The sequence below is a fragment of the Neorhizobium alkalisoli genome, from assembly GCF_002968635.1.
Lineage (GTDB): Bacteria > Pseudomonadota > Alphaproteobacteria > Rhizobiales > Rhizobiaceae > Neorhizobium > Neorhizobium alkalisoli.
Genome location: NZ_PVBN01000001.1, coordinates 336,408 through 360,032, shown reverse-complemented (window position 1 = coordinate 360,032; position 23,625 = coordinate 336,408). Strand labels below are relative to the sequence as shown.

Here is a 23,625-nt window from a genome sequence, read left to right as displayed (position 1 = left end):
ATCCGAAGATGTGATGCCTCTTATATAACCCATTCCATTGTGCATTGCAATATATTGTGCACCGCACAATGAAAATTTCGAAATTAACCCTATCAGCGGTTTGAGAAGCGCCGCTCTCGACCGGCAGGCGGGGGGGAGTTATTAATAATCCGTTAAACGCCGCAGAAATGCGGTTAAATTGACTCTGCAGGTTCCGCCTATGTCCGCAGTCCAATACCCGTTCATCGACATCGCCGTGCACGAACATGTGCGCGATCGTTTTGCGGCGGGTGAAGCGATCATCCTGTTTTCCCGGGATAGAATGGACCCGTTGTGGTGCAACGGCCGTGGCGCCGATCTTTTCGGCTTTGATTCCATCTATGACTTTCTCGATCAGGGGCCGAACCGCAATGACATCGCCTTCCGTCAGATAGAGACGGCGGCACGCCAGCTCGGCGCGGCCGGCGATGTTCGCCATCTCATGATCCGCATAGCCTCCGGATTCCAGCGCGTACCTATCCAGGCTGCCTGCGAGCTCATCCGGATCCAGGGGGAAACGGCGGTGCTCTTCAGCGCACCCGTTGAAAAGTCTCGCCTTTCCCTTTCAGCCCGTGCCGTACGAATGATCGAAGGTTTCGACGACCCGGACACGCATATGGCAGTGCTTGACAAGGACGGTGAGGTGCTTGCCGCTTCCGCAAAGTTTGCCGGCCTCGGCATTTCCAGTCAGACGGCAAGGATGCTGGCGAGCATGGCCGGCAACGACCCGAGCCGGCTGGTCAAGCGACCGATTCCGACAGCCAAGGGCTATCTGCCGGCCGCCATCGGCCGGCTTTCCGACGAGCCCGCATTAAATCTTCTGTTTACCGTCGAAACCAACGCGCAAGACCGGACTGCCATTGACGATGGCCTCAAGCCGGTGAACGCAGCGGCTCATGCAGGTGAAACAGATACGAACGAGGCGTCCGTTTCCAACGCCGATGAACCTGACGAGGATTTCACGGTGGAGGCCGTGCCTGCCGCCGGTTTCGAGGATGTGATCGCCGCCGTCTCCGAAATCGAGGACACGGAAGAACTGGAGGAGGAAATCTCGCTTCAGACAGATGAAGTGTCGGAAATTTCCGCGCATGCATTTGGCGACAACCAAAACGATGAGGCGCTTGCCGAAGAGACGAGCGATGCCGTGCCGGCAGCGGTTGTCGAGCCCGAAATCAGCGTTCCCGCTGAGCCCGAACCCGTTGCGACGACCGACGAAGCCTCGACGCAGGATCCAGCCGGCTTCGTGTTCCGCCGCGACGGACGCGCGATCCGATTCGTATGGAAGATCGATGCGACCGGCCGGTTCAGCGAGGTTTCCAGTGAATTCGCCGATGCGGTCGGCCCGAATGCCGCCAACATCAACGGCATGGGCTTTGGCGATCTAGCCGCTCTCTTCGGCCTCGATCCGGACGGCAAGATCTCCGAGTTGCTCAACAAACGCGATACCTGGTCGGGCAAGACGATCTGGTGGCCCGTCGAGGGCACGTCGCTTGTGGTGCCTGTCGATCTCGCGGCTCTGCCCACCTATACCCGCACCCGGGAATTCGACGGTTTTCGAGGTTTCGGCATCGTGCGCATCGGCGATGCGGCGGAAGATCCGAATGCCATCGGCCTGACCCTCACGCCCAACCTGCCGGAAGATGTGGCCGGTCCGGCGGAGGATACGATATCTCAATCCTCCGGTTCGCCGACCGTCTTCGAGCTGGAAAACGATGAGTCGCCGGTCCAGCCGGAAGAGGCCGGCGTGCAAAGCGCGCCTGCCGTTTCGGCTGCAGACGAGCAAAGCCCCGTCGACGACGTGGCGGAGACCGCTGAGGAACCCGCCGAAACCGAAGTCACAGTCGCCGGGGACGATCAGCCCGCCGATGAGCCGAAGCCGGTATCGCTGTCCGGCAGGCAGGCCCCTTCGTTGCTCGACTGGCCCGAAGGCGAAAAGCCGGCGCTTCGAATCGTGGAAAATCCCGGCCGCCGTTATTCCGACAAGGTCATCCAGCTTGAGGAACACCGTTCCACGGGCCGGGAGCGGCTGACTCCCGTCGAACAGGCCGCCTTTCGCGAGATTGCCCGCCAGCTCGACAGCTTCATCGACCGGCGTATCGAAGAAAAGGCGCCGGAACCACCGATCGCCCCACCCGCTTCCGAAGCAGCCGAAACCGAACCCTTTGCCATCGATCCCGCTCAGGATGCGGAACTCTCGCAGGATGAAAAGCGCGACGTTATCCAGCAGGACAGCATCGATACGCCGCCGGCAAATCTGCCGGAAACACCTGATGTGATCGAAGAGCAACCTGTCGCAGCGGCAGAAGATGCCTCCGATGACCAGGCCCCGATTGCCGATGAACCGAACCAGAGCGCCGCCGAGACGGAGGATGAACCCGTCGACGGCAGCGAAGAGGAGGCGATCGGCCCGGGGCTGGAGCTTTCCGACCGCGAACTTCTCAATCGGATGATCCCGGTGCGCGAGCGGATCGGACTTTCGGCGGAGATCGTCGATCAGATGCCCGTTGCACTGCTTATCCACAACGGCGACCAGTTGATCCACGGCAACCCGGAATTCCTCAGACTGACCGGCTATGCCTCGCTTGACGAACTGGTTGAAGTTGGCGGCCTGGACGCGCTTCTGCAACGCCAGGATCTCGAGGGCAAGACGGCGGAGGCAGGCGGCATGGTCGTCGTGCGTTCGGACGATGCCGTAGTCCCGGTGACGGCACGGCTGCAGTCGGTCCGCTGGGGCGATTCGACCGCCCTGATGCTGGCGCTGATGCCGGTCGTCGCGGAAAGCGCGATATCTGATAGCACCGATGCGGCAGAAATCATCCCCTTGCGTCCCCGTCGTCCGGCCGATCAGCTCGCCAAACTGCAGGTCGAGGTGGAGGAACTGCGCGCCATTCTGGAGACGGCAACCGACGGGGTGGTGATCATTGGTGCCGAAGGCGACATCCGCTCGCTCAACCGTGCCGCAAGCGGGCTTTTTAACTACGACAACGAAGAGATCGACGGCAAACCCTTCGTGACCCTCTTCGCCCATGAAAGCCAGCGCGCCATCCTCGACTATCTTGGCGGGCTATCCGGCCACGGTGTAGCCAGCGTCCTGAATGACGGCCGGGAGGTGATCGGCCGGGAAGCGTCCGGCGGCTTCCTGCCGCTCTTCATGACGATCGGCAAGCTCACTTCGTCCAACGGCTATTGCGCGGTCATACGCGACATCACCCAGTGGAAACGCACCGAGGAAGAGCTGCGTACGGCGAAGCGCTCCGCCGAGACCGCGAACGCGCACAAGAGCGAGTTCCTTGCGCATGTAAGCCACGAAATCCGCACGCCACTCAACGCGATCATCGGATTTGCGGACATGATGGCGACAGAACGTTTCGGGCCGATCGGCCATCCACGTTACGTGGAATACGCCAACGACATCGGCCGTTCCGGGCGGCACGTGCTCGACATCGTCAACGACCTGCTTGATATTTCGAAGATCGAGGCGGGCGAGATGGAACTCGATTTCATCGCCGTTGGTCTTAACGAAACGGTTTCCGAGGCCGTATCTCTGGTGCAGCCGCAGGCAAACAGCCAACGCGTCATTATCCGCACCGCGCTTTCGCATGCCGTGCCGCAGGTCGTCGCCGATCTCCGCTCCGTGAAGCAGATCGTCCTCAACATCCTGTCCAATGCCATCCGCTTCACGCCTTCGGGCGGGCAAATCGTCGTATCGACGGCCTATGAAGCCAATGGCAACGTGGTGCTTCGCATTCGCGATACGGGCATCGGCATGACGCGCCCGGAACTCGAACTCGCCATGAAGCCGTTCCGCCAGGTGGCGGGCGGCACCCGCAAGCGCGGCGACGGCACCGGCCTCGGCCTGCCGCTCACCAAAGCGATGGTGGACGCAAACCGCGCCTCCTTCTCGATCACGTCGGCTCCGAACGAAGGCACACTGGTGGAAATTACCTTCCCTTCGCCGCGAGTGCTTGCGAACTGACTGTCCGATGATTAGCACTCCTCTTTGAAAGAGGAGTAGAGCTTGCAGGTTTCGACGACACCCGCCATGCCGGGGCGGAAAGCGCGGCAGCCGCGCCGACCGCTCTCGTGGACCGCCATGGGGGTGGCCACCGTGATCGCGTGGCCGATCCTCGCCATCTTATGGATTGCCGTCTCCGGCGAGGATGGAACCTGGCAGCACATCATCGCCAATGTCGTGCCGCGCGCAACCGGCCGCACGCTGCGGCTTCTGCTTCTGACTGGTTTGGTGACCGCGTCTTTTGGCGTCCTCACTGCCTGGCTGGTTGCGAGTTTTGACTTCCCCTTCCGCCGGCTTCTCTCGGCCGCCCTGGTGCTGCCGCTGGCTATTCCTTCATATCTTGCCGCGTACGCTTTCGGAGAGTTCCTCGATTTCACCGGGCCGCTGCAGACCTGGTACAGGCAGATCTTCGGTTACCAGACTGCCCGCGAATACTGGTTTCCAGATATTCGTTCGCTGGGTGGAGCGGTGCTGGTGCTCTCTTCCGTCCTCTATCCGTATGTCTATCTGGCCTGCCGGTCGATGTTCATGATGCAAGGCCGGGCGGCGGCCGATGTCGCCCGCACCCTTGGCGCCGGCCCGCTTCGGGTATTCTTTCAGGTGCAGATTCCCATGGCGCGACCCGCGATCATGATTGGGCTGACGCTCGTCATGATGGAAACGCTGAACGATATCGGGGCGGTGGAATTTCTCGGCGTCAACACTCTCACTTTCTCCATCTACGACACCTGGCTGAACCGCGGCAGTCTTTCCGGCGCAGCGCAGATCGCCGCGGTGATGCTGTTGGTCGTCTCGATCCTGATCCTCGTCGAACGAGCAGCCCGACGCCAGCAGCGCTTTTCCGGCAACAGGACAACCACGCTCGCCGACACGGCAATGCGGCCACGGCTGACTGGCGCAAGAGGCTGGCTTGCGGCGGTCTTCTGTGCCCTGCCCGTCACCATCGGCTTCTGCCTTCCATTCGTGGTGCAGGGCCGCTTCGCGCTGGCGCGGATCGAGGACTTTGCCGATCCCCGCCTCCTTGATGCGCTATGGAACAGCATTACCGTCTCTACGGCGACTGCTCTCTGCTCCGTTGCTCTCGGCTTTATCCTTTCCTACGCGGCACGCAGCGAACGGTCCGGGCTCGTTGCCTTGTCGAACCGGCTCGCCTCGCTTGGTTACGCGATACCGGGCACCGTCCTTGCAATGGGCGTGCTGGTTCCGCTTGCAGCCTTCGACAATGCATTGGACGGAATCCTGCGGGAGAGCGTGGGGATTTCGACTGGCCTGCTGCTTTCCGGCACCGGCTTTGCGATCGTCTATGCGTGCACCGTTCGTTTCATGGCCATGGCGGAGGGCAATCTGGACGCCGGTTTTCAAAAACTCTCGCCACATCTCGACATGGCTGCGCGTGCCCTTGGCCGCAACCGGCGGCAGACGCTCTGGTCGGTGCTGCTCCCCAACATGCACCCCGCCATGCTGACAGCCGCTCTCTTCGTGTTCATCGAGACAATGAAGGAACTGTCGGCAACGATCCTGCTCCGACCCTTCAATTTCAACACGCTGGCAACGCTTGTCTACGAGGATGCATCGCGCGCCCGGATAGAGGATTCCTCCGTCGCCGCAATCATCATCATTCTCGCCGGATTGGTCCCGGTGGCGCTGGTGTCGCGCTCGCTCAACAGATTGCAATAGTTATTGCCGCAATCTTGAGCTGCAGGAACGGCCAAAAGAAAGGCAGCAAAAGCTGCCTTTAAATTTAAATGCTGTCCAACGAGGGTTGGTGGAGACATCATGTCCATAAAAGCTCGCGGCTACGCGTCTTCATACACCGGATGAGTCCCTATTGCGCCACTCTTGAGCATTTCGACTTAACAGCCGGTAAACGGTGCCCACTTTTGGGAAACCTGATTTCTGATGAGTTGTCATGATACACATCAGCGGCTTCCAGCGGGATATTCTCAGTTCTCAAGCTCTGCCAAACCGGCAAAAAGATCGAGCGCTTCCGGATTTGCGAGTGCTTCCTTGTTCTTGACCGGGCGGCCATGAACCACGTCACGCACGGCCAATTCGACGATCTTCCCGGACTTGGTGCGCGGGATGTCGGCAACCTGGATGACCTTGGCAGGCACATGCCGCGGCGAGGCACCGGTGCGAATCCGGGCCTTGATCGCCTTGACGAGATCGTCATCGAGCTGCCGGCCATCGGACAGACGCACGAAGAGGACGACCCGCACATCGTCCTCCCAATCCTGGCCGATACAGATGGCTTCCGCGACCTCCTCCATCTGTTCGACCTGATTGTAGATTTCGGCAGTGCCAATGCGCACGCCGCCCGGATTGAGAGTGGCATCGGAGCGGCCATGGATGATGATGCCGCCATGTTCGGTCCATTCGGCGAAATCACCATGACACCAGATGTTCTCGAACCGCTCAAAATAGGCCGCGCGGTATTTCCTGCCGTCGGGGTCGTTCCAGAACATGATCGGCATGGAAGGGAAGGCCTTGGTGCAGACGAGCTCCCCTTTTTCCCCGCGCACCGGCTCGCCGTCGTCATTCCATACATCGACCGCCAGACCCAGTCCGGATCCCTGGATTTCGCCCCGCCAAACGGACTTCAACGGATTGCCGAGTACAAAACATGAGACGATATCCGTGCCGCCGGATATGGACGCAAGATGCACGTCACTTTTGATGCCTTCGTAAACGAAGGAAAAGCCTTCCGGCGAAAGCGGAGAGCCGGTCGAGGTGATCAACCGCAAGTTCTGGAGATCGTGGGTCTCCTTCGGGAGGATGCCGCCCTTGCGGACCGCGTCGATATATTTTGCCGAGGTTCCGAATACGGCAAATTTCTCGTCCTGCGCATAGTCGAAGAGAACATTGCCGTCCGGCGCGAAGGGCGAGCCGTCGAAGAGGCAGAGCGTGGCACCGACGGCGAGGCCGGAGACCAGCCAGTTCCACATCATCCAGCCGCAGGTGGTGAAATAAAACAGTTTCTCCGCGGGCTCCAAACTGCAGTGAAGGCGATGTTCCTTCAAATGCTGCAGAAGCGTGCCGCCTGCCGAGTGGACAATGCATTTCGGCACGCCGGTCGTACCGGACGAGAAAAGGATGTAGAGCGGATGCGAGAAAGGCAGCGGTTCGAACTCGACCGATTTCGCCTCATAGGGCGCAGTAAATTCACCGAGCGTGCGCCCGTCGGAAAGCGAGGCGGCGAGCGCCGGGGCATCTCCGGCATAGGGAATGACCAAGACCGGTGTCTTCAGCGCCAGGGACACCGCCTTCACCTTGGCAGCGACATCCTGACGTTTGCCGTTATACCAATAGCCGTCGCAGGTGATGAAGAGCTTGGGTTCGATCTGGCCGAAACGGTCGAGAACGCCCTGCTCGCCGAAATCCGGGGAACAGGAGGACCAGATCGCGCCGATAGAGGTCGCCGCCAGCATGCAGGCCACGGTCTCCGGCATGTTGGGCATCATCGCCGCAATCCGGTCGCCTTTCTCGATGCCGAGAGCCTTGAACGCCTGCTGCAGGCGGGAAACTTCCGCGTGGAGCCTATCCCAGGACCAGCGGTCGCTCGCTTTGTCCTCTCCGCGAAAGACAAGTGCATCGCCCGCGCCGGTGCCGGTCAAAAGGTTTTCTGCAAAATTCAGCGTCGCATCGGGAAAGAACCGGGCTGCGAGCATATCGTCGCCATCCACAAGCGAACGCTCCCCACGCTCGCCCTTTACGCCGCAATAATCCCAGACTGCGGACCAGAACGCCTCCCGCTCGGCAATCGACCAGGCGTAAAATGCGTCATAATCCGCAAAGCTCTTCCCATGGCGCTCGCCGCACCAATCGATAAAGTGAAAAAGCGGGGTCTTCTGCTGGGCTTCCTGCGAAGGACTCCACAGCGGCTGTTGGTTGGCCATTCCCATTCCTCCATCCCAGAGAGCCGTCTGACCAAACGAGCTCTTGCCATAGCCTCTCAGACTTGAATTCAAGCTGAATTGCCTTGGTCTGTATAACATGCTGCACTGCATGATAAAGAGGAGTGCCGGGCAAGAAGGCGCAGATTTGCGCGACCTTGCCATTTCCTATATTCGCGTGGAACATGCTGACCCTGGGGATCAAAAATCTGCCAAAACACCTGAAGCGCCCGCTCAGCCGGCGGATCCGCAATCTGCTGATCGGCGCTCTCGCAGGTTTGGGCCTCTTCGCCCTTTTCCAGATCGTCGCTCCCTTCCTGATCTCCTCGACCCTGGTGCGGGCAGGCATGGAGGAGGCCGTGGCCGAATGGACGGGCCACGACGTTACGATCGAAGGATCTCCGGACATCCGGTTCTGGCCTGAGCCGAGGATTACGCTCCGCGACATCACCATCCGCAAGCCGGTGGACGGCGGCGAGCGGGTGCTCGGCCGCGTCGCGCGCCTGTCCGCCTCGTTCGACCTCCTTCAAACCCTGATCGGGCAGCCCGAATTCAAGGATTTCCGCCTCACCGATCCGCAAATCTACGTGCTGCGGGAGCCGGACGGGCGGCTTGATTGGACGAATGACGGACTTTTGAGCCGGGCGGTGCGTGAAGCAAAACCCGACGCCAGCGGCCAGCTGCTCGCCGCAGATGCCGACGCTCCTATGGGGGAGGTCCGCATCACCAACGGAACTCTCGAAATTTCGGACGTCTCGAGCGGTCGCACCGCGCGATTTGCCGCCATCGAAGGGGACCTCCACTGGCCCTGGCTTTCCCGAGGCATGGAAATCAAAGCCAGGGGCGAACTCAACGGCCGCAAGCTTTCCCTCGATTTCAATTCGGCGCAGCCTCTCCTGCTCCTCGCAGGCGGAAGCGGCAACGCATCCGGCGTTATCGTATCCGACATTTTCCAGGGGCGCTTCCAAGGCGTCGCCAACCTTGCGACACATGCCTTCCTATCCGGCGATGCCGAACTGACGATTCCCGACCTTGCAACAGTCATGGCGTGGTCGGGCGTGAATTTTCCAGGCGCGGAGCGCATCAAAAGCCTCTCTCTAAGTGCGCACCTCGTGACCAATGAGAATACGCTGCGCTTCGAGAACCTATCGCTCGGCCTCAACGACGACAAGGCAACCGGCATTCTGGATCTGATGGTCCCCGAAGGCCGGCTACCGCGTCTTACCGGCACGCTTGCCTTTGACCGGCTGGACTTGTCGGGAATCGTCGACGTGCTGACGCCGGCCGCCGATGAAGCAAACAACAACAGCAACGTGCAGACGGGGATAGAATTCGACCTGCGGCTCTCGGCGGAACAGGCGATGCTCGGTCCTCTCCGTCTCTCCGAAGCCGCCGTAAGCGTGTTGGATACGCCGACCCAGTCCCGAGTGGACATCGTCGACAGCGATTTCGAAACGGGCCGGCTGACCGGACGCCTTGCCACGGCAGCGGTCGATCGGCAGGACGAGATGGCCCTGCACATCGCGGTGCAGGGCGCCGACTTTGGCAATGTCATCAAGAACCTCGGCCTCGGTGGCCCACTGCCGGTTGCCCACGGCTCCCTGGACTTGTCGCTCAACATCCGCCGGCCAATAACCTCGCAGGCGTGGCGCGAGGCGGAGGGACATTTGCGTTTTCGCGGGGAAAAGGGTTTCTTCCCCGGCGTCGACATTAGAGGCGTCAGGCAGCTTGCGACCTACAAGCCATATTTCTCGCTAAGGGATGCCGGCAACGGCAATCTGCAGTTCGATAGCATCGACCTCACCGCGCGTATCGCCAATGGCTCGGCCGAAATCGAGGATGGGAAGATTACCGGCAGCGACGATACGTTGACGATTTCCGGGGTGATACCTTACGCCAGCAACAGCCTCGCGCTTTCCGCCACCATTCACCCGGCACTTCAAGACCCCGCACAGCTGACGGTCTTCATCGGAGGCTCCTGGCCCAATCCGGTGATTTGGCCGGTTTCGCAAGCCGCGCCAAAACCGGCGGAATAGCAAGCAAACTCCTGACCCTGATCAGGTCGTACCCCGCAGGGCGACATGCTCATCGCGGATGCGATTGAGTTCCGCCCGCTTGGTGCCTATCGATGTGGCGATCACGCCGATGGTCACGAAACCGATCAGGATGGTGCAGATCGCATTGATTTCCGGCGTCACGCCCAGGCGCACCTGCGAATAGATCTTGATCGGCAGCGTCGTCGCGCCCGGGCCGGTGTTGAAGCTCGCAATGACCAGATCGTCGAGCGACAGCGTGAAGGCCAGCATCCAGCCCGCGATAACGGCCGGCAAGATCAGCGGCAGTGTGATCTTGAAAAAGGTCTTGACGGGCGGGCAGCCGAGATCGAGTGCCGCTTCTTCCAGACTGCGGTCGAAAGTCATGAGGCGCGACTGAACGACGATCGCGACATAACACATGGTGAAGGTGGTATGGGCGATGATGACCGTCCAGAAGCCGCGGTCGATATTCAGCGCAACAAAGAGCAGCAGCATGGAAAGGCCGGTGATCACCTCCGGCATGACGAGCGGCGCGTAGATCATACCGGAAAACAGCATTCGCCCGGGGAATTTCTGGAAACGGACGAGGGACAGAGCGGCGAGCGTGCCAAGCGCGGTGCCGAGCGTGGCGCTGAGGACGCCGACACGCGCTGTTACCCAGGCAGCATCCATCAGCCCCTCATTGGACCACATGGTGCGATACCATTGCAACGAAAACCCGCCCCAGACCGTCACCAGCTTGGATGCGTTGAACGAATAAACGATCAGAATGATGATCGGGATATAGAGAAAGGCGAAGCAGAGCGTCAGGACGGTGGCGTCGAAGCGGGACGATTTCATCTCACACCACCTTTTTCTGCTGGTTCTGGAAAATTGCGATCGGCACGACCAGCATGATCAGCAGGACGACCGCTACGGCCGAGGCGAGCGGCCAGTCGCGATTGCCGAAGAACTCCGTCCAGAGCGTCTTGCCGATCATCAGGGTATCGGCGCCTCCGAGGAGATCGGGGATGACGAATTCGCCGGTAATCGGAATGAAGCAGATCATCGACCCGGCAATGACGCCCGGCAGCGACAGCGGAAAGGTGATCTTCCAGAATGCCTTCCACGGCGGGCAACCGAGATCGCTCGCGGCCTCCAGCAATGTATTGTCCATCTTCTCCAGCGCCGAATAGAGCGGCAGCACCATGAACGGCAGATAGGAGTAGACGATACCGATGAAGACGGCGATGTCGGTCCTGAAAATCTGGATCTGCTCGTTCGGTTCCAAAAGCCCAGTCGTCTGGAGAAGCAATGTCAGGAGGCCGTCCGGCTTCAGGATGCCGATCCAGGCGTAGACCCGGATCAGGAAGGAAGTCCAGAAGGGCAGGATGACCAGCATAACCAGCGTTGGGCGCAGGCTGGAAGGCGCCCGCGCCATGGCGAGCGCCATGGGGTAGCCGATGAGAAGCAGCAGGAACGTGGAGATCACCGCGATCCTGAGCGACGACAGATAGGCTTTTATGTAGAGCGGGTCTTCGGTGAGGAAGAGGTAATTTTCGAAGTCCAGTTCCGAAATGTAGTCGCGGATCGCACCGAAACCGGGGAAGACCGGCGTATAGGGCGGCATGGCGATCGCCGTGTCCGACAGCGAGATTTTGAAGATGATCAGGAACGGCGCCGCGAAGAAGAGCAGCAGCCAGAGATAGGGCACGACGACCACAAGCCAGCGCGCCGGGTTCGGCGTATTGGCGGCCTGGGTTTCGGAAACGCTCGCCATTTCGCCTTCCTCCTCGCTCAGCGCGTCAGCACCAGGCCAGCATCGAGGGGCCAGGTGAGCCAGACCATGTCCCCAAACGTAATCGGCCGGTCTACGAGGCGAGATACGTTCGCCTGCGCTGCACGAACGATGCGGCCGTCGGCCATCTTGACCAGGAAAACCGAGAAGTCGCCGAGATAGCCGATATCCCAGACCTCGCCATAAACGGCATTGAAGGACGTGTCGGCCGGCTGGTCAGGAGATATCCGCACCTTTTCCGGGCGGATCGCGAAGGCAACCTTGTCGCCTTTCACCGCCTGGCACTCCTGCTCGACGGCAACCGCAACGCCGTCGCAATCGATCCGCACGGCCCCCGGCGCTCCAAGCGCGCTTTCGGTGGTGGAGACCGTGCCTTCGAGAATATTGATGTCGCCGATGAAGTCCGCGACATATCGGCTGTTCGGGGCCTCGTAGATCTCTGCCGGTGTTGCCACCTGCATGATCACGCCCTTGTCCATGACGGCGATGCGATCCGATACGGTCATCGCCTCTTCCTGATCGTGGGTGACGATCAGGAAGGTGAGGCCGAGATTGGTCTGGATATCCATCAGCTCGAACTGCGTCTCCTCGCGCAGCTTCTTGTCCAGGGCGCCGAGCGGCTCGTCGAGAAGCAGCACTTTCGGACGCTTGGCCAGCGAACGCGCCAAGGCGACGCGCTGGCGCTGTCCGCCTGAGAGCTGGTTCGGCTTGCGTCTGGCAAAGGTTTCCAGCTTCACGAGCTTCAGCATTTCTTCGACTCGAGCGGCAATCTCCCCTTTCGGGAGGTTATCCTGCTCCAGCCCGAAGGCGATGTTCTTCTCCACCGTCATGTGCGGGAAGAGCGCATAGCTCTGGAACATCATGTTGGTGGGGCGACGATAGGGCGGCACGCCGGAGATATCCTTGCCCTGAAGCAGGATACGACCCTCCGTCGGCTCCTCGAAGCCTGCCAGCATACGCATCAGCGTGGTCTTGCCGCAGCCCGAAGGACCCAGGAGGGAAAAGAACTCGCGCTCGTAGATATCCAGCGTCAGGTTATCGACGGCGGTAAAATCACCAAAGCGCTTGGTGATGTTTTCGAAGCGGATGAAAGGAACCGCCGAAGGATCGGTCCAGGGAGAGAATTTGCGTTTTACCGGCCCGAGAGATTTCGCCATGCCTTACCCCGTTTCGCCCACCAAAGCCCGATAGCGTTCGGGGCAGACGTTTCCGCCTGCCCCGCTCTCTTGTGTTAGCTGCCGGTCTTGATCTGCGTCCAGACCCGGTTCAGTACGCGCTGCTCCTTGGAGCCGTAAGGCGAGATCGTGAAGAGCTTTTTGACGACATCTTCGGGCGGATAGACGGAAGGGTTGTCGAGAACTTCCTTGTCGAGGAACTTCTGCGAGGCAAGATTGCCATTGGCATACTGAACGTAGTTCGATGCCTTGGCGATGATTTCAGGCTTCATCAGGTAGTTGATGAAAACGTGTGCTTCTTCGACATTCTTGGCGTCTGCGGGAATGGCCAGGTTGTCGAACCACATGTAGGTCCCTTCCTTCGGGATCACGAACTCGACCTTCACGCCGTTGTTCGCCTCCTCGGCCCGATCCTTGGCCTGCAGCACGTCGCCCGACCAGCCGATCGAAATGCATGTGTCGCCGTTCGCGAGCTCATCGATATAGGAGGAAGAGTTGAAGGTCTTCACATAGGGGCGGACCTTCATATAGACGTCGCCGCCCGCCTCCAGATCCGCGGTCGCCTTGCTATCCGGGTCCTTGCCGATATAGTTCATCGCAATTGCAAAGGTCTCGTCGGATGCATCGAGGATGTTGATGCCGCAGGCCTTCAGTTTTGCCGCGTTTTCAGGCTTGAACAGCACGTCCCAGCTGTCGACCGGCACGCCCCCCAGCGCAGCCTTCACCTTCTCGACGTTATAGCCGATGCCGGTGGTGCCCCACATGTAGTTGACGGCATATTGGTTGCCGGGGTCGTATTTGGCGAGGCGCTCCATCACCTGCGGCCACATGTTGGAGAGGTTCGGCAGCTTCGATTTGTCGAGTTTCTGGAATACCCCGGCCTGGATCTGGCGAGCCAGGAATGGGCCGGTCGGAACAACCACATCGTAGCCCGAGCCGCCGGCGAGAAGTTTGGTCTCGACCATCTCGTTGCTGTCGAAGACGTCATAGACGACCTTGATGCCGGTTTCCTTGGTGAAATCTTCCAGGATCGACTCGTCGATATAGTCGGACCAGTTATAGACATGAACCACGCGCTCCTGCGCCATGGCTGTGGTCGCCGCAAATGCCGTCGCGGCAACGGCGGCGGCTAAGCTGAGCAAATGGTTTTTCATGATCTCTCCTGTTCCAGTTTTTTCTGCGCGAATGCGAAACGCGCTTAATTCCCTTATCTTTTTCGGGAGAGTAGAAAGGAATTTTTCCCACCACAAGGGGAAATGTGCACCGCCACAAAGGTCACTGAAAATCGAAGGCACTTAAGCCGGTGACCATCTCGTCCAGACCGAGCGGACGGGTGATCGGAGGCTCGGCACGGGAGAGGCAGCCCTGCCGCTCGCAAAGGCGACAGGCCGTACCGGCGAGCACCGTTCCCACCGGCCCCGGCAATGCGCCGTCGTAGACAACATCGCCCGCATTGGACAGGTCGCAGCCAAGCAGAACGGCCGTGCGCCGTACCCGTTCACCGAAACCGGCCTGGGGACCATCAAGCGTTCGCGACATCGTGACGAACGCGGCGCCATCAGGCATTTCGACCCGGTCGATCAGGATTTGTCCCGGCTGAGCAAACGCGGCGTGAATGCCGAGCTTCGGACAGTGTCCTCCGAAACGTGCCAGGGGAAAGCCCTGCGCGCCTGCACGCCGGATCACGTTGCCAGCATGATCAAGCTCCATCAGGAAGAACGGAATTCCGACGGCACCTTGGCGCGCAAGCGATGTCAGGCGGCTGGCCGCCTGCTCGAAGGAGACTTCGAAACGGGAACGCAGCACATCGAGGTCGTAGCGGGCGCGCTGGGCCGCAGACAGGAATGCACCATAGGGCATCATCAGCGCGTGGGCGGCATAACGCGCGAGTTCGAACCTCCCGATCCGGCGAGCTTCGTTGGTCGAGAAGGCCAGATCATCGAGTTCTGTCGCGATTTCCTGTCCCAGCGCGAGCAGCGCCACTTCCATCGCGAGTTCGCGGGTGCGATCGAAAGGCGAGAGGCGTTCGGACAGGAACAGACGCATCGAGTGGCGGTCATAACGGCGCCGCAGGTTCGGCATGGCGTGGACAGGAAGCGTACGCACCACGATACCGTGCTCACTCTTCAGCCAGGCCTTCAATGCGCCCGGCAGTTCGTCGCCGGTGCCCAGCCTTTCTGCAAAAGCCTCGGCCGCATCCTCGATGCGCCCGAAAAAATTCGGACGCCGTTCCAGAACCTCGCGCACTTCGTCGATCGGAAGGCGCGCACCCGCGATTGAGGTTTCATGACCCTCGCGGGCAAGGAGGTCGGCGAGGTCGGAAAGCCGCGCCGCCTGCTCGCGATAGGCCCGATAGAGTTTCATCAGGCCGAGCGCTGCGTTGGGAGCCGCCTCGACAACTTCGAGAATTTCCTGATCGCCCGGAATTTCGCCGGCCAACAGCGGATCAGCAAAGACTTCGCGAAGCTGGCCCGTCAGGCCTCCCGCCTCCCCCTGCAGCGCATCGAGATCGACCTTGTAAACGGAGGCAAGCTTCAGAAGGAGCTGGACCGTCAGCGGCCGCTGGTTTCGCTCGATCAGATTGAGATAGGACGGCGAAATCCCGAGTGCATCCGCCATCGCCGTCTGGGTCAGCCCGAGCCCCAGCCGTACCCGCCGGACCCGGGGACCTGCGAATATCTTCCGCTCAGCCATTTTGCCCCTTTTACAAAATTTCTACAAACGCGACTTTTACAATTTTGACATTTTCACAGAAGCCTTTGTTAAAGGCAATACATCATAACCCTTTTCCAGCCGCGGTTTTTGCTTCTTTTCTGGCAGTGCAGCATTCTTCTCTGTAAATCTAGTCACACCAGATCGCGGTTGAGCGCAGTGGTTACTTTGTATGGGAGAATGACAATGACAGATTTTTACACACTCGTCCCTGGCGCACCGAAGGATCGCTTCGAAGGCATCCAGCGGCCCTATTCGGCGGACGATGTGAAGCGGCTACGGGGCTCGGCCGACATCCGCTATTCACTGGCGGAACTTGGAGCCAACCGGCTCTGGTCATTGCTCCACAAGGAGGATTTCGTCAACGCGCTCGGCGCCATGACCGGCAACCAGGCGATGCAGCAGGTTCGTGCCGGCCTGAAGGCAATCTACCTCTCCGGATGGCAGGTCGCAGCCGATGCCAACACGGCATCCTCCATGTATCCCGACCAATCGCTCTATCCGGCCAATGCGGCCCCGGAACTTGCGCGCCGCATCAACCGCACCCTGCAGCGTGCCGACCAGATCGAAACCGCCGAAGGCAAGGGGCTTTCGGTCGATACCTGGTTCGCTCCGATCGTCGCCGACGCGGAAGCCGGTTTCGGCGGACCGCTCAATGCCTTCGAGATCATGAAGGCCTTCATCGAAGCCGGTGCTGCCGGTGTTCACTATGAAGACCAGTTGGCTTCGGAAAAGAAGTGCGGACATCTCGGCGGCAAGGTTCTGATTCCGACCGCTGCCCATATCCGCAACCTGACCGCGGCACGTCTTGCAGCCGATGTCATGGGCACGCCGACCCTGGTCATTGCACGCACGGATGCCGAAGCTGCCAAGCTTCTCACCTCGGATATCGACGAGCGCGACCAACCCTTCGTAGACTATGACGCCGGTCGCACCGTTGAAGGCTTCTATCAGGTCCGCAATGGGCTCGAGCCCTGCATCGCTCGCGCGGTGGCTTACGCACCCTATTGCGACCTCATCTGGTGCGAAACCTCGAAGCCGGATCTCGAGCAGGCGCGCAAGTTCGCCGAAGGCGTCCACAAGGCTCATCCGGGCAAAATGCTCGCCTATAATTGCTCGCCCTCGTTCAACTGGAAAAAGAACCTGGACGACGCGACGATCGCCAAGTTCCAGCGCGAACTCGGCGCGATGGGCTACAAGTTCCAGTTCATCACGCTCGCCGGCTTCCACCAGCTGAACTACGGCATGTTCGAACTTGCCCGCGGCTACAAGGACCGCCAGATGGCAGCCTATTCGGAGCTGCAGGAGGCCGAATTCGCGGCGGAAGTCAACGGCTACACCGCAACCAAGCACCAGCGCGAAGTCGGCACCGGTTATTTCGATGCCGTCTCCGTGGCGATCACCGGCGGCCTCTCGTCCACCACTGCCATGAAGGAATCCACCGAGCACGACCAGTTCCGCCCGGCCGCGGAATAACGATGCCCCCTGCCCTTCTCGGAGGGCAGGGATCTTCAAAAACCCCGACCCAGAAAAAGAGGAGAAATGCCATGAATATCGAGAGCCCCGTCAAAACCCATGTCAAGGAACGCGCCGAGGAACAGTCGTCCTCCATGACACCCGAACAGCAGGCCGCGATCCGTACGCTCGCCAACGACCTTCACCGCCTCAACCACGCCATCATGAAGGCGGTCGAAGCCGGCGTTTCGGTTGAACTGGTACGTTCCGCCCGGCACCATGGCGGCGACGGCCATTGGGGAGACCTGATGATCCCGGTCGTCGTAACGAACCGGGTTCAGTGATTAGGAACGCTTTCCGGCAAAGAGATCCGCACTGCCTTTGACGAACCTGACCATGCGATCGACCACCGTCCGGATTTCCCGGCGGTGGCGATCGTCGTTGTTCATGACTACCCACTGGGTATGCCGTAGGGTCGCGATCTCGTCTCCGACACGTTCGAGACGCATGTCCTGATCACCGACGAAGCAGGGAAGAACCGCGGTGCCGGCACCGGCAAGGGCGAGGTCGCGCAGGGAGCGTGGCCGGTTCACGGTGACCACGATCTGATCGGACCTCTCTTCATGAGGCCAGCGCAGATAGGCGGAAATGGCATCCTCCTCCGAAACAGCAAGCCATCGGTCCGCCATGGAGGGGTGCGCACTTCGGGCGCGATAGGCGGCATAGGCGACGTCGCCGAGTTTTGTTGCCGCCAGGTTCGGCTCCTGCGGCTCAAAGGCACGAATGCCGATATCACTTTCCCGGTGCGCAAGGCTCGCACGCCGCTCCGCCACATAAAAGTCGAGGCGAAAGTTGTCCTGCTCCGTGCGGATGAGAGACAGGTTGCGGGTAAACATCCAGGCAAGCCAGGTGCCGCATGCCACACGGACGAGAGGAGACGTAACGCCCTCGCGCTTCCAGTTTTCGATCCGCCGGATCGTCCCCTCCATTTCCATGATCTGGGAAAACAAGGTCGATCCGTCGGGCGTCAGACGATAGCCTGTACGGCTGCGGACGAAGAGTGGCCGACCGACCGCTTCCTCCAGATCAAGCATGCGACGGCCAAGGGTTGCTGGACTGAGGCCGCTGACGGCCGACGCCCCGGACAGCCCTCCATGGCGGGCGACCTGCATAAAAAGTTCGTAAGCATCCCAGGCGACGTTTTTCATGAGTGAAAAACATAAGCGGTTTTTTGCGCTACAAGAAGCAGTTTTTTATGTTTAGAGAAGGAGACGGCTTTCCAGAAGGAGCAATTCCCGATGTATGAGAATGTCGTCGCCCTCATCCTTTCCCGCCCTATCTACCCCGCCGAGAAACGTGGCAGCCGGCGGGCAGAGGAGGCTTATTACGAGCATTTCGGCTCACCGGTTCCCCGCTGGCTCGAGGGGGTACTGCATCTCGTCGGCAAGCTGAAAACAAAGAAGGGCGGCATCGCTGCCGCCCCACGGATTTCCGACAAGAAACCTCAAGCCGCGCGGGAAGCCTGCGGGCGCGAATGCCTTACGCCGTCGATGCGGAACTGCTGAACAAGTTGAAGCAGGGCGTCAGCCTCTTCGGCAAGACGCCGGCTCGCCTCGGTGGTTTCACCGACCATCGCACCGTTCTGCTGGGTCATCTGGTCCATACGGTTGACGGAGTTGTTGATATCCTGAAGCGCTGCCGACTGGTCCTGGCTGGCGGTCGCGATCATGTCGACATGCTGGCTGACGCCGGTGATCTGCTGACTGATGGCCGCGAGCACGGCACCCGCCTGCTGCACCAGACCGGCGCCGGAGCTTACTTCCTGGCTAGACTGCGTGATCAGATCCTTGATCTCGTTCGCCGCTCCAGCGGAGCGTTGCGCAAGTTCGCGAACCTCCTGAGCCACGACAGCGAAGCCCTTGCCGGCCTCCCCCGCGCGCGCTGCCTCGATCCCGGCATTCAGCGCCAGAAGGTTGGTCTGGAAGGCAATGTCGTCGATCACCTCGATGATCTGTTCGATCTTTCGCGATGCTTCCTCGATACGTCCCATGGCAGCAACCGCGTTGTTGACCACGGTTCCGGAGCTGTCGGCGCTCTTCTTGGTCTCCGAAACGGCGTGATTGGCTTCGCGGGCACGCTCAGCCGAAGACCGCACTGTTACCGTGATCTCGTCCACTGCGGCGGCGGTCTCTTCCAGCGAGGCCGCCTGGGTTTCGGTTCGGCGCGAAAGTTCGGTCGACGAATGGCTGAGACCGGCGCTGCTCTTCTGGATGGAGAGCGTGCTTTCGCGAATGTCGGAAAGAGTGTCACGCAACCGGACGATAGAGCCGTTAAAGTCGTTCCGCAGCTGTTCGAGCCTGCCCGAGAAAGCCGTCTCGATGGTGGTCGAAAGATCGCCCTGCGCCAGACGGGAGAGAGCCGCTGCCAGTTCGCTGACCGCAAGATCGATCTGCTGATCGACATGCTGCTTTTCCGCGTCGTTCCGTCGACGTTCGGCCTCCGCTTCGGAGCGCTCCTCGACGCTTCGGTTCTCGATCAGCCGCTTTTCCCGGGCAGCGTCGCGGAACACTTCCAGCGCGCGGGCGATGTTGCCGAATTCGTTGCGGCGCTCGGTGTAAGGGATTTCGACGGCATCATTGCCGCCGGAGAGTGTCCTGACCGTGCTTGTCAGCACACCGAGCGGGCGGAGCAAGCTCTTCAGAGCCAAAAAGCTCACCAAACCGACCAGCACGAGCGCGGCAATCGAACTGCCGACGATAACGTAGGCCGAGGAGGCGATATGAGCGAAGTAGACCTCCATCGGGATGCCGATGAACAGGAGGCCGGTAACAGCGTTGGAGGCGTTGGTAATCGGGAAATAGCCGGTCATGAAATCCCGGCCGAACAAGACAGCGGGGCCGAAATAGGCTTCTCCACGGGCGAGGAACGGCTGCGCCGGGTGCTCGGCGGCAAGTTTCGTGCCGATGGCGCGTTCGCCCTTCTCCGTTTTCACGTTGGTCGAGACACGAACGTAGTCGCTGCCGCGCTTTTCGAAGAGGGTCGCAACGCCGCCGATGGCGCCGGCCGTACGATCGACCAGATCGTGATCGTTCAAGGCTCCCTCGCCCTGAAGCACGCGTGACACGAGACCATCACGGAGCTCGCTCTTGGCGCCAGGCAACTCAAGTTCATAAAGCAGGCTCATGGTCCGAACCGCCTTGCGGGCATCGGTCATCGCCGTTTCCATAATGTCTCCGCGCAGATGGGCGTAGGCGAGACCGCCAACGGCCGCTATCGCGACGAAAATCATGAACAGACAGAAAAATGCAATCCGCGACACTACGGACGATGGAAACAATCTCGACACGAACCAAGCCTTCCCTGTGGGACCTAGACAGTCGGATTATTATTAGAAACCTGTAAAATTTTACTGAACCGATGGAACTCCAGATCCATCACTAAATCCAGTTGGGTTCATGCAGCGCCTCGCGGCTGCAGCGAACCAGTCTCCTAGAATGACTGCGAGCGATTAATGAAAAAACGCCGGAAGCGAGAGAAGAGCTGCCATAGCGCCGATCGAGATCGCCAGAAGCCGCAAACGCTTCTGCTTGGCGTCGTCCTTGACCAGTGCGATTGCAATTGCGCGGGCACGGCGGGTTTTCTGCATGAATCCTGAACCCCAAAAACTGTTGCTTTCGACGTCCTGCCGCGACCCGGCAGGCTGCGTATACCAGCTCTTAACCACAGGATTTTGCTGGCATTAAGGCAGGATGGGGGACGCATATTAACAAGTACTGAATCAAGCACTATGACAATGCTTCCCCACAAACATGGCCAGAGGCCCACGCCCACTGGAAATTGTAACCGCCGAGCCAACCCGTCACATCCACGCACTCGCCGATGAAATAGAGCCCCGGCACCGCCTTCGCTTCCATGGTCTTGGAATCCAGTGCCGAGGTATCGACGCCGCCGAGTGTGACCTCTGCCGTTCTGTAACCCTCCGAGCCGGCGGGTCGGATCGCCCAGCTCTGAATGGCGGACGCAAGTCCGTCAATCACCTTGTCGGAAAGATCGGCCAGATGTCCCGTCACGCCTCTCGTCTCGACGAAGAATTGCGCCAGCCGCTTAGGCAACGCCTCCGCGAGCACCGTCTGCGCTGCCTGCCGGCCGTTGACCTTGCGAGCGCCCTTGAGCATGGACGCAATATCCAGATCCGGCTCGAGCACCAGAGTGATGTCGTCACCCTCTCGCCAGTAGGAGGATATCTGCAGGACGGACGGACCACTCAAGCCGCGATGAGTGAACAGCAAAGCTTCCCTGAAGGCCGTCTTGCCGTGCCGCACCTCCGCCGCAACAGAGACGCCGGATAGGGGCGATAGCTTCTCCAACAGGTTCGGATCGAGCGTCAGCGGCACGAGTGCCGGACGCGGTTCGGTGATCTTCAGACCGAACTGTCTAGCGACCTCGTAGGCAAAGCCGGTCGCCCCCATCTTGGGGATCGATTTGCCACCCGTCGCGATGACGAGCGCCGCAGTTTCCACCGGGCCTTCGGAAGTCGCTATGCGAAAGCCATCAAGAGCCTTTTCGACCGACGTGACCTGCTTCTGCAGTTCAAGGATCACCCCCGCCGCCTTCATTTCGACGAGCAGCATGCGGATGATGTCCTTGGCGCTTTCGTCGCAGAAAAGCTGCCCGAGCGTCTTCTCGTGCCAGGCGATCTTGTGCGCCTCTACCATATCCAGGAAATCGCGCGGCGTGTAGCGGGCGAGCGCGGACTTCGCGAAATGCGGATTGGAGGACAGGTAATTCTTGGCGCCGGCATGGATGTTGGTGAAATTGCATCGTCCACCTCCGGAGATGCGGATCTTCTCTCCCGGCGCCTTCGCATGGTCGAGCAGCAGGACCGAACGCCCGCGCGCGCCGGCTCGGATCGCACACATCATCCCCGCGGCGCCTGCGCCCAAAACCACCACGTCGAATTTCCGCGTCACCCGGCGCTCCATCATTTCCACGGTGGCTCTTCGCTATCCTCGCCTCAAAGTCAATGAGGCCCCCTCGCCAAGCGCCAATCCGTAGTTATGATGGGAACTCCGATCAACCTCACTCCGGTGTGTCATGCCGCGCAAAAAAGCCAATCCCGCCCCCGCAACCGGCACCGTGCTCAAAGCAGCCGCTGCCCAACCGACGCTCACCTCCCTTCGAGGCGTGGCGGACTGGCGGGAGGCCACCGCGTGGCTGAGGGCGCGGGGGATCGAGGATGTCGAATGCATCACGCCCGATCTGGCCGGCGTTCCGCGCGGCAAGATGATGCCATCTTCGAAATTCACGTCGAACACATCGCTCGCCCTGCCTTCCGCTCTCTACCGGCACACGATCTCAGGTGAATATCCCGAGGAAACCGGCACTTTCCGTTACGAGCCGCGGGACAGCGACCTCAAGCTGATGCCTGATCTTTCCACCCTGTCCGTCGTCCCCTGGGAAACCGACCCGACTGCTCAGGTGATCTGCGACATCGTCGATACGAATGGCAAAGCGGTAGCCTATACGCCACGCAACGTGTTGAAGAACATCGTCGGGCTTTACGGAGAACGCGGCTGGAAACCCGTCGTGGCACCGGAAATCGAATTCTATCTCGTCGCCAAGAACGACGACCCCGACTACCCCTTGCACCCGCCGAAAGGCCGGTCCGGGCGCTCGATCCTCGGCGGCCAGGGCTATTCGATCGCCGGCATCAACGAATTCGACGAGCTGATCGACGATATCTACCACTTCTCCGAAAAGCAGGGGCTGGAGATCGACACTCTCATTCACGAGGAAGGTCCGGCCCAGCTCGAGATCAACCTGCGCCACGGCGATCCGATCGAGCTCGCCGACCAGGTCTTCATGTTCAAGCGAACGATCCGCGAAGCGGCGTTGAAGCATGGCATCTACGCCACTTTCATGGCCAAGCCGATGCAGGGCCAGGCAGGCTCGGCGATGCACATTCACCAGTCCGTGGTGGACATTAACACCGGCAAGAACGTCTTTTCCAACCCCGACGGCTCGGCCTCGCGAGAGTTCTTCCATTTCATCGGCGGCATGCAAACCTATGTGCCCAAGGCGCTCGTCATGATGGCGCCTTACGTCAATTCCTATCGCCGACTGACGCCTGATATGTCTGCCCCGGTCAACAATGCCTGGGGTTACGACAACCGCACCACCGCCTTCCGCGTTCCGGTGTCCGATGCCGCCGCCCGCCGTGTCGAAAACCGGCTGCCGAGCTCGGACGCCAATCCCTATCTCGCTCTCGCGGCGTCGCTCGGCTGCGGCCTGCTCGGCATCATGAACAAGATCGAACCGGCACCACCAACGGAAGATACCGCCAACGAAGGTTCGATCGAGCTGCCGCGCGGCCTGCTCGAAGCCCTCTCGCTGCTCGAATCCGAACCGGCGCTCGCACAAGTCTTCAGCCCTGAATTCATAGGCCTCTATGCGGGCGTGAAGCGTGGGGAATTCGAGACCTTTATGCAGGTCATCAGCCCGTGGGAGCGGGAATTCCTGCTTCTCAACGTGTGAGGGCTCGTGT

17 protein-coding genes are annotated in these 23,625 nt (G+C 60.4%); 7 read left to right on the top strand and 10 right to left on the bottom strand.

From position 1 onward, the window contains the following. Positions 1–199 precede the first annotated feature (199 nt). Together C5L13_RS01700 and C5L13_RS01695 are read left to right on the top strand one after the other, a co-directional pair. Positions 200–3,994 (top strand): ATP-binding protein, encoded by a 3,795-nt coding sequence (locus tag C5L13_RS01700; RefSeq protein WP_105381526.1) that lies wholly within the window; start codon positions 200–202, stop codon positions 3,992–3,994. A 66-nt stretch (positions 3,995–4,060) separates the two neighbouring features. Then, positions 4,061–5,710 (top strand): ABC transporter permease, encoded by a 1,650-nt coding sequence (locus tag C5L13_RS01695; RefSeq protein ID WP_105382032.1) that lies wholly within the window; start codon positions 4,061–4,063, stop codon positions 5,708–5,710. A gap of 266 nt (positions 5,711–5,976) precedes the next feature. On the opposite strand, the gene C5L13_RS01690 is transcribed toward C5L13_RS01695, so the two are convergent. Next, on the bottom strand, positions 5,977–7,929 hold the full coding sequence (locus C5L13_RS01690) for an acetoacetate--CoA ligase (RefSeq protein ID WP_105381525.1): 1,953 nt from the start codon (positions 7,927–7,929) through the stop codon (positions 5,977–5,979). 182 nt (positions 7,930–8,111) lie between these two features. Here C5L13_RS01690 and C5L13_RS01685 point away from each other — a divergent pair, with 182 nt between their 5' ends. Continuing rightward, positions 8,112–9,962: an AsmA family protein gene (locus C5L13_RS01685; protein ID WP_158693368.1), complete on the top strand. Its 1,851-nt coding sequence runs from the start codon at positions 8,112–8,114 to the stop codon at positions 9,960–9,962. Positions 9,963–9,983: 21 nt separating this feature from the next. Here C5L13_RS01685 and C5L13_RS01680 read toward each other — a convergent pair whose 3' ends face one another. The 5 genes from C5L13_RS01680 to C5L13_RS01660 all read right to left on the bottom strand — a co-directional run bounded on the left by C5L13_RS01680 (position 9,984) and on the right by C5L13_RS01660 (position 15,608). Further along, positions 9,984–10,802 (bottom strand): ABC transporter permease, encoded by an 819-nt coding sequence (locus C5L13_RS01680; RefSeq protein WP_105381523.1) that lies wholly within the window; start codon positions 10,800–10,802, stop codon positions 9,984–9,986. A gap of 1 nt (position 10,803) precedes the next feature. Then, the gene (locus C5L13_RS01675) at positions 10,804–11,721 is read right to left on the bottom strand and encodes an ABC transporter permease subunit (protein ID WP_105381522.1); all 918 of its coding nucleotides are present in this window, start codon (positions 11,719–11,721) and stop codon (positions 10,804–10,806) included. Between the two features lie 17 nt (positions 11,722–11,738). Continuing rightward, positions 11,739–12,896 carry an ABC transporter ATP-binding protein gene (locus tag C5L13_RS01670; protein WP_105381521.1) on the bottom strand — a complete coding sequence of 386 codons (1,158 nt, stop codon included), beginning with the start codon at positions 12,894–12,896 and terminating at the stop codon, positions 11,739–11,741. Positions 12,897–12,970: 74 nt separating this feature from the next. Continuing rightward, positions 12,971–14,068, bottom strand: coding sequence for a polyamine ABC transporter substrate-binding protein (locus tag C5L13_RS01665; protein ID WP_105381520.1), 1,098 nt, complete (start codon positions 14,066–14,068; stop codon positions 12,971–12,973). Positions 14,069–14,189: 121 nt separating this feature from the next. Then, a complete protein-coding gene (locus C5L13_RS01660; RefSeq protein WP_105381519.1) occupies positions 14,190–15,608 on the bottom strand; it encodes a helix-turn-helix domain-containing protein in 1,419 nt (472 codons plus the stop codon). Between the two features lie 204 nt (positions 15,609–15,812). Between C5L13_RS01660 and aceA the strand changes: the two genes are divergently transcribed. Next, positions 15,813–17,102, top strand: a complete 1,290-nt coding sequence (gene aceA, locus C5L13_RS01655; protein ID WP_105381518.1) for an isocitrate lyase — start codon at positions 15,813–15,815, stop codon at positions 17,100–17,102. A 71-nt stretch (positions 17,103–17,173) separates the two neighbouring features. After that, the gene (locus tag C5L13_RS01650) at positions 17,174–17,425 is read left to right on the top strand and encodes an SMc00767 family acetate metabolism repressor (RefSeq protein WP_105381517.1); all 252 of its coding nucleotides are present in this window, start codon (positions 17,174–17,176) and stop codon (positions 17,423–17,425) included. Here C5L13_RS01650 and C5L13_RS01645 read toward each other — a convergent pair whose 3' ends face one another. Beyond that, on the bottom strand, positions 17,426–18,289 hold the full coding sequence (locus C5L13_RS01645; protein ID WP_105381516.1) for a LysR family transcriptional regulator: 864 nt from the start codon (positions 18,287–18,289) through the stop codon (positions 17,426–17,428). A 90-nt stretch (positions 18,290–18,379) separates the two neighbouring features. Between C5L13_RS01645 and C5L13_RS01640 the strand changes: the two genes are divergently transcribed. Continuing rightward, positions 18,380–18,646, top strand: coding sequence for a hypothetical protein (locus tag C5L13_RS01640; RefSeq protein WP_105381515.1), 267 nt, complete (start codon positions 18,380–18,382; stop codon positions 18,644–18,646). Here C5L13_RS01640 and C5L13_RS01635 read toward each other — a convergent pair. From C5L13_RS01635 to C5L13_RS01630, 3 genes are all read right to left on the bottom strand, one after another. Then, entirely contained in the window at positions 18,586–20,427 is a 1,842-nt protein-coding gene (locus C5L13_RS01635; RefSeq protein ID WP_105381514.1) for a methyl-accepting chemotaxis protein, read from the bottom strand. The two genes, C5L13_RS01640 and C5L13_RS01635, sit on opposite strands and share 61 nt — an antisense overlap. Before the next feature lie 162 nt (positions 20,428–20,589). Beyond that, the gene (locus C5L13_RS28895) at positions 20,590–20,727 is read right to left on the bottom strand and encodes a hypothetical protein (protein WP_170117184.1); all 138 of its coding nucleotides are present in this window, start codon (positions 20,725–20,727) and stop codon (positions 20,590–20,592) included. A gap of 139 nt (positions 20,728–20,866) precedes the next feature. Then, positions 20,867–22,063: a BaiN/RdsA family NAD(P)/FAD-dependent oxidoreductase gene (locus tag C5L13_RS01630; RefSeq protein ID WP_105382031.1), complete on the bottom strand. Its 1,197-nt coding sequence runs from the start codon at positions 22,061–22,063 to the stop codon at positions 20,867–20,869. A gap of 112 nt (positions 22,064–22,175) precedes the next feature. Here C5L13_RS01630 and C5L13_RS01625 point away from each other — a divergent pair, with 112 nt between their 5' ends. After that, a complete protein-coding gene (locus tag C5L13_RS01625) occupies positions 22,176–23,615 on the top strand; it encodes a glutamine synthetase family protein (protein WP_105381513.1) in 1,440 nt (479 codons plus the stop codon). Positions 23,616–23,625 lie beyond the last annotated feature (10 nt).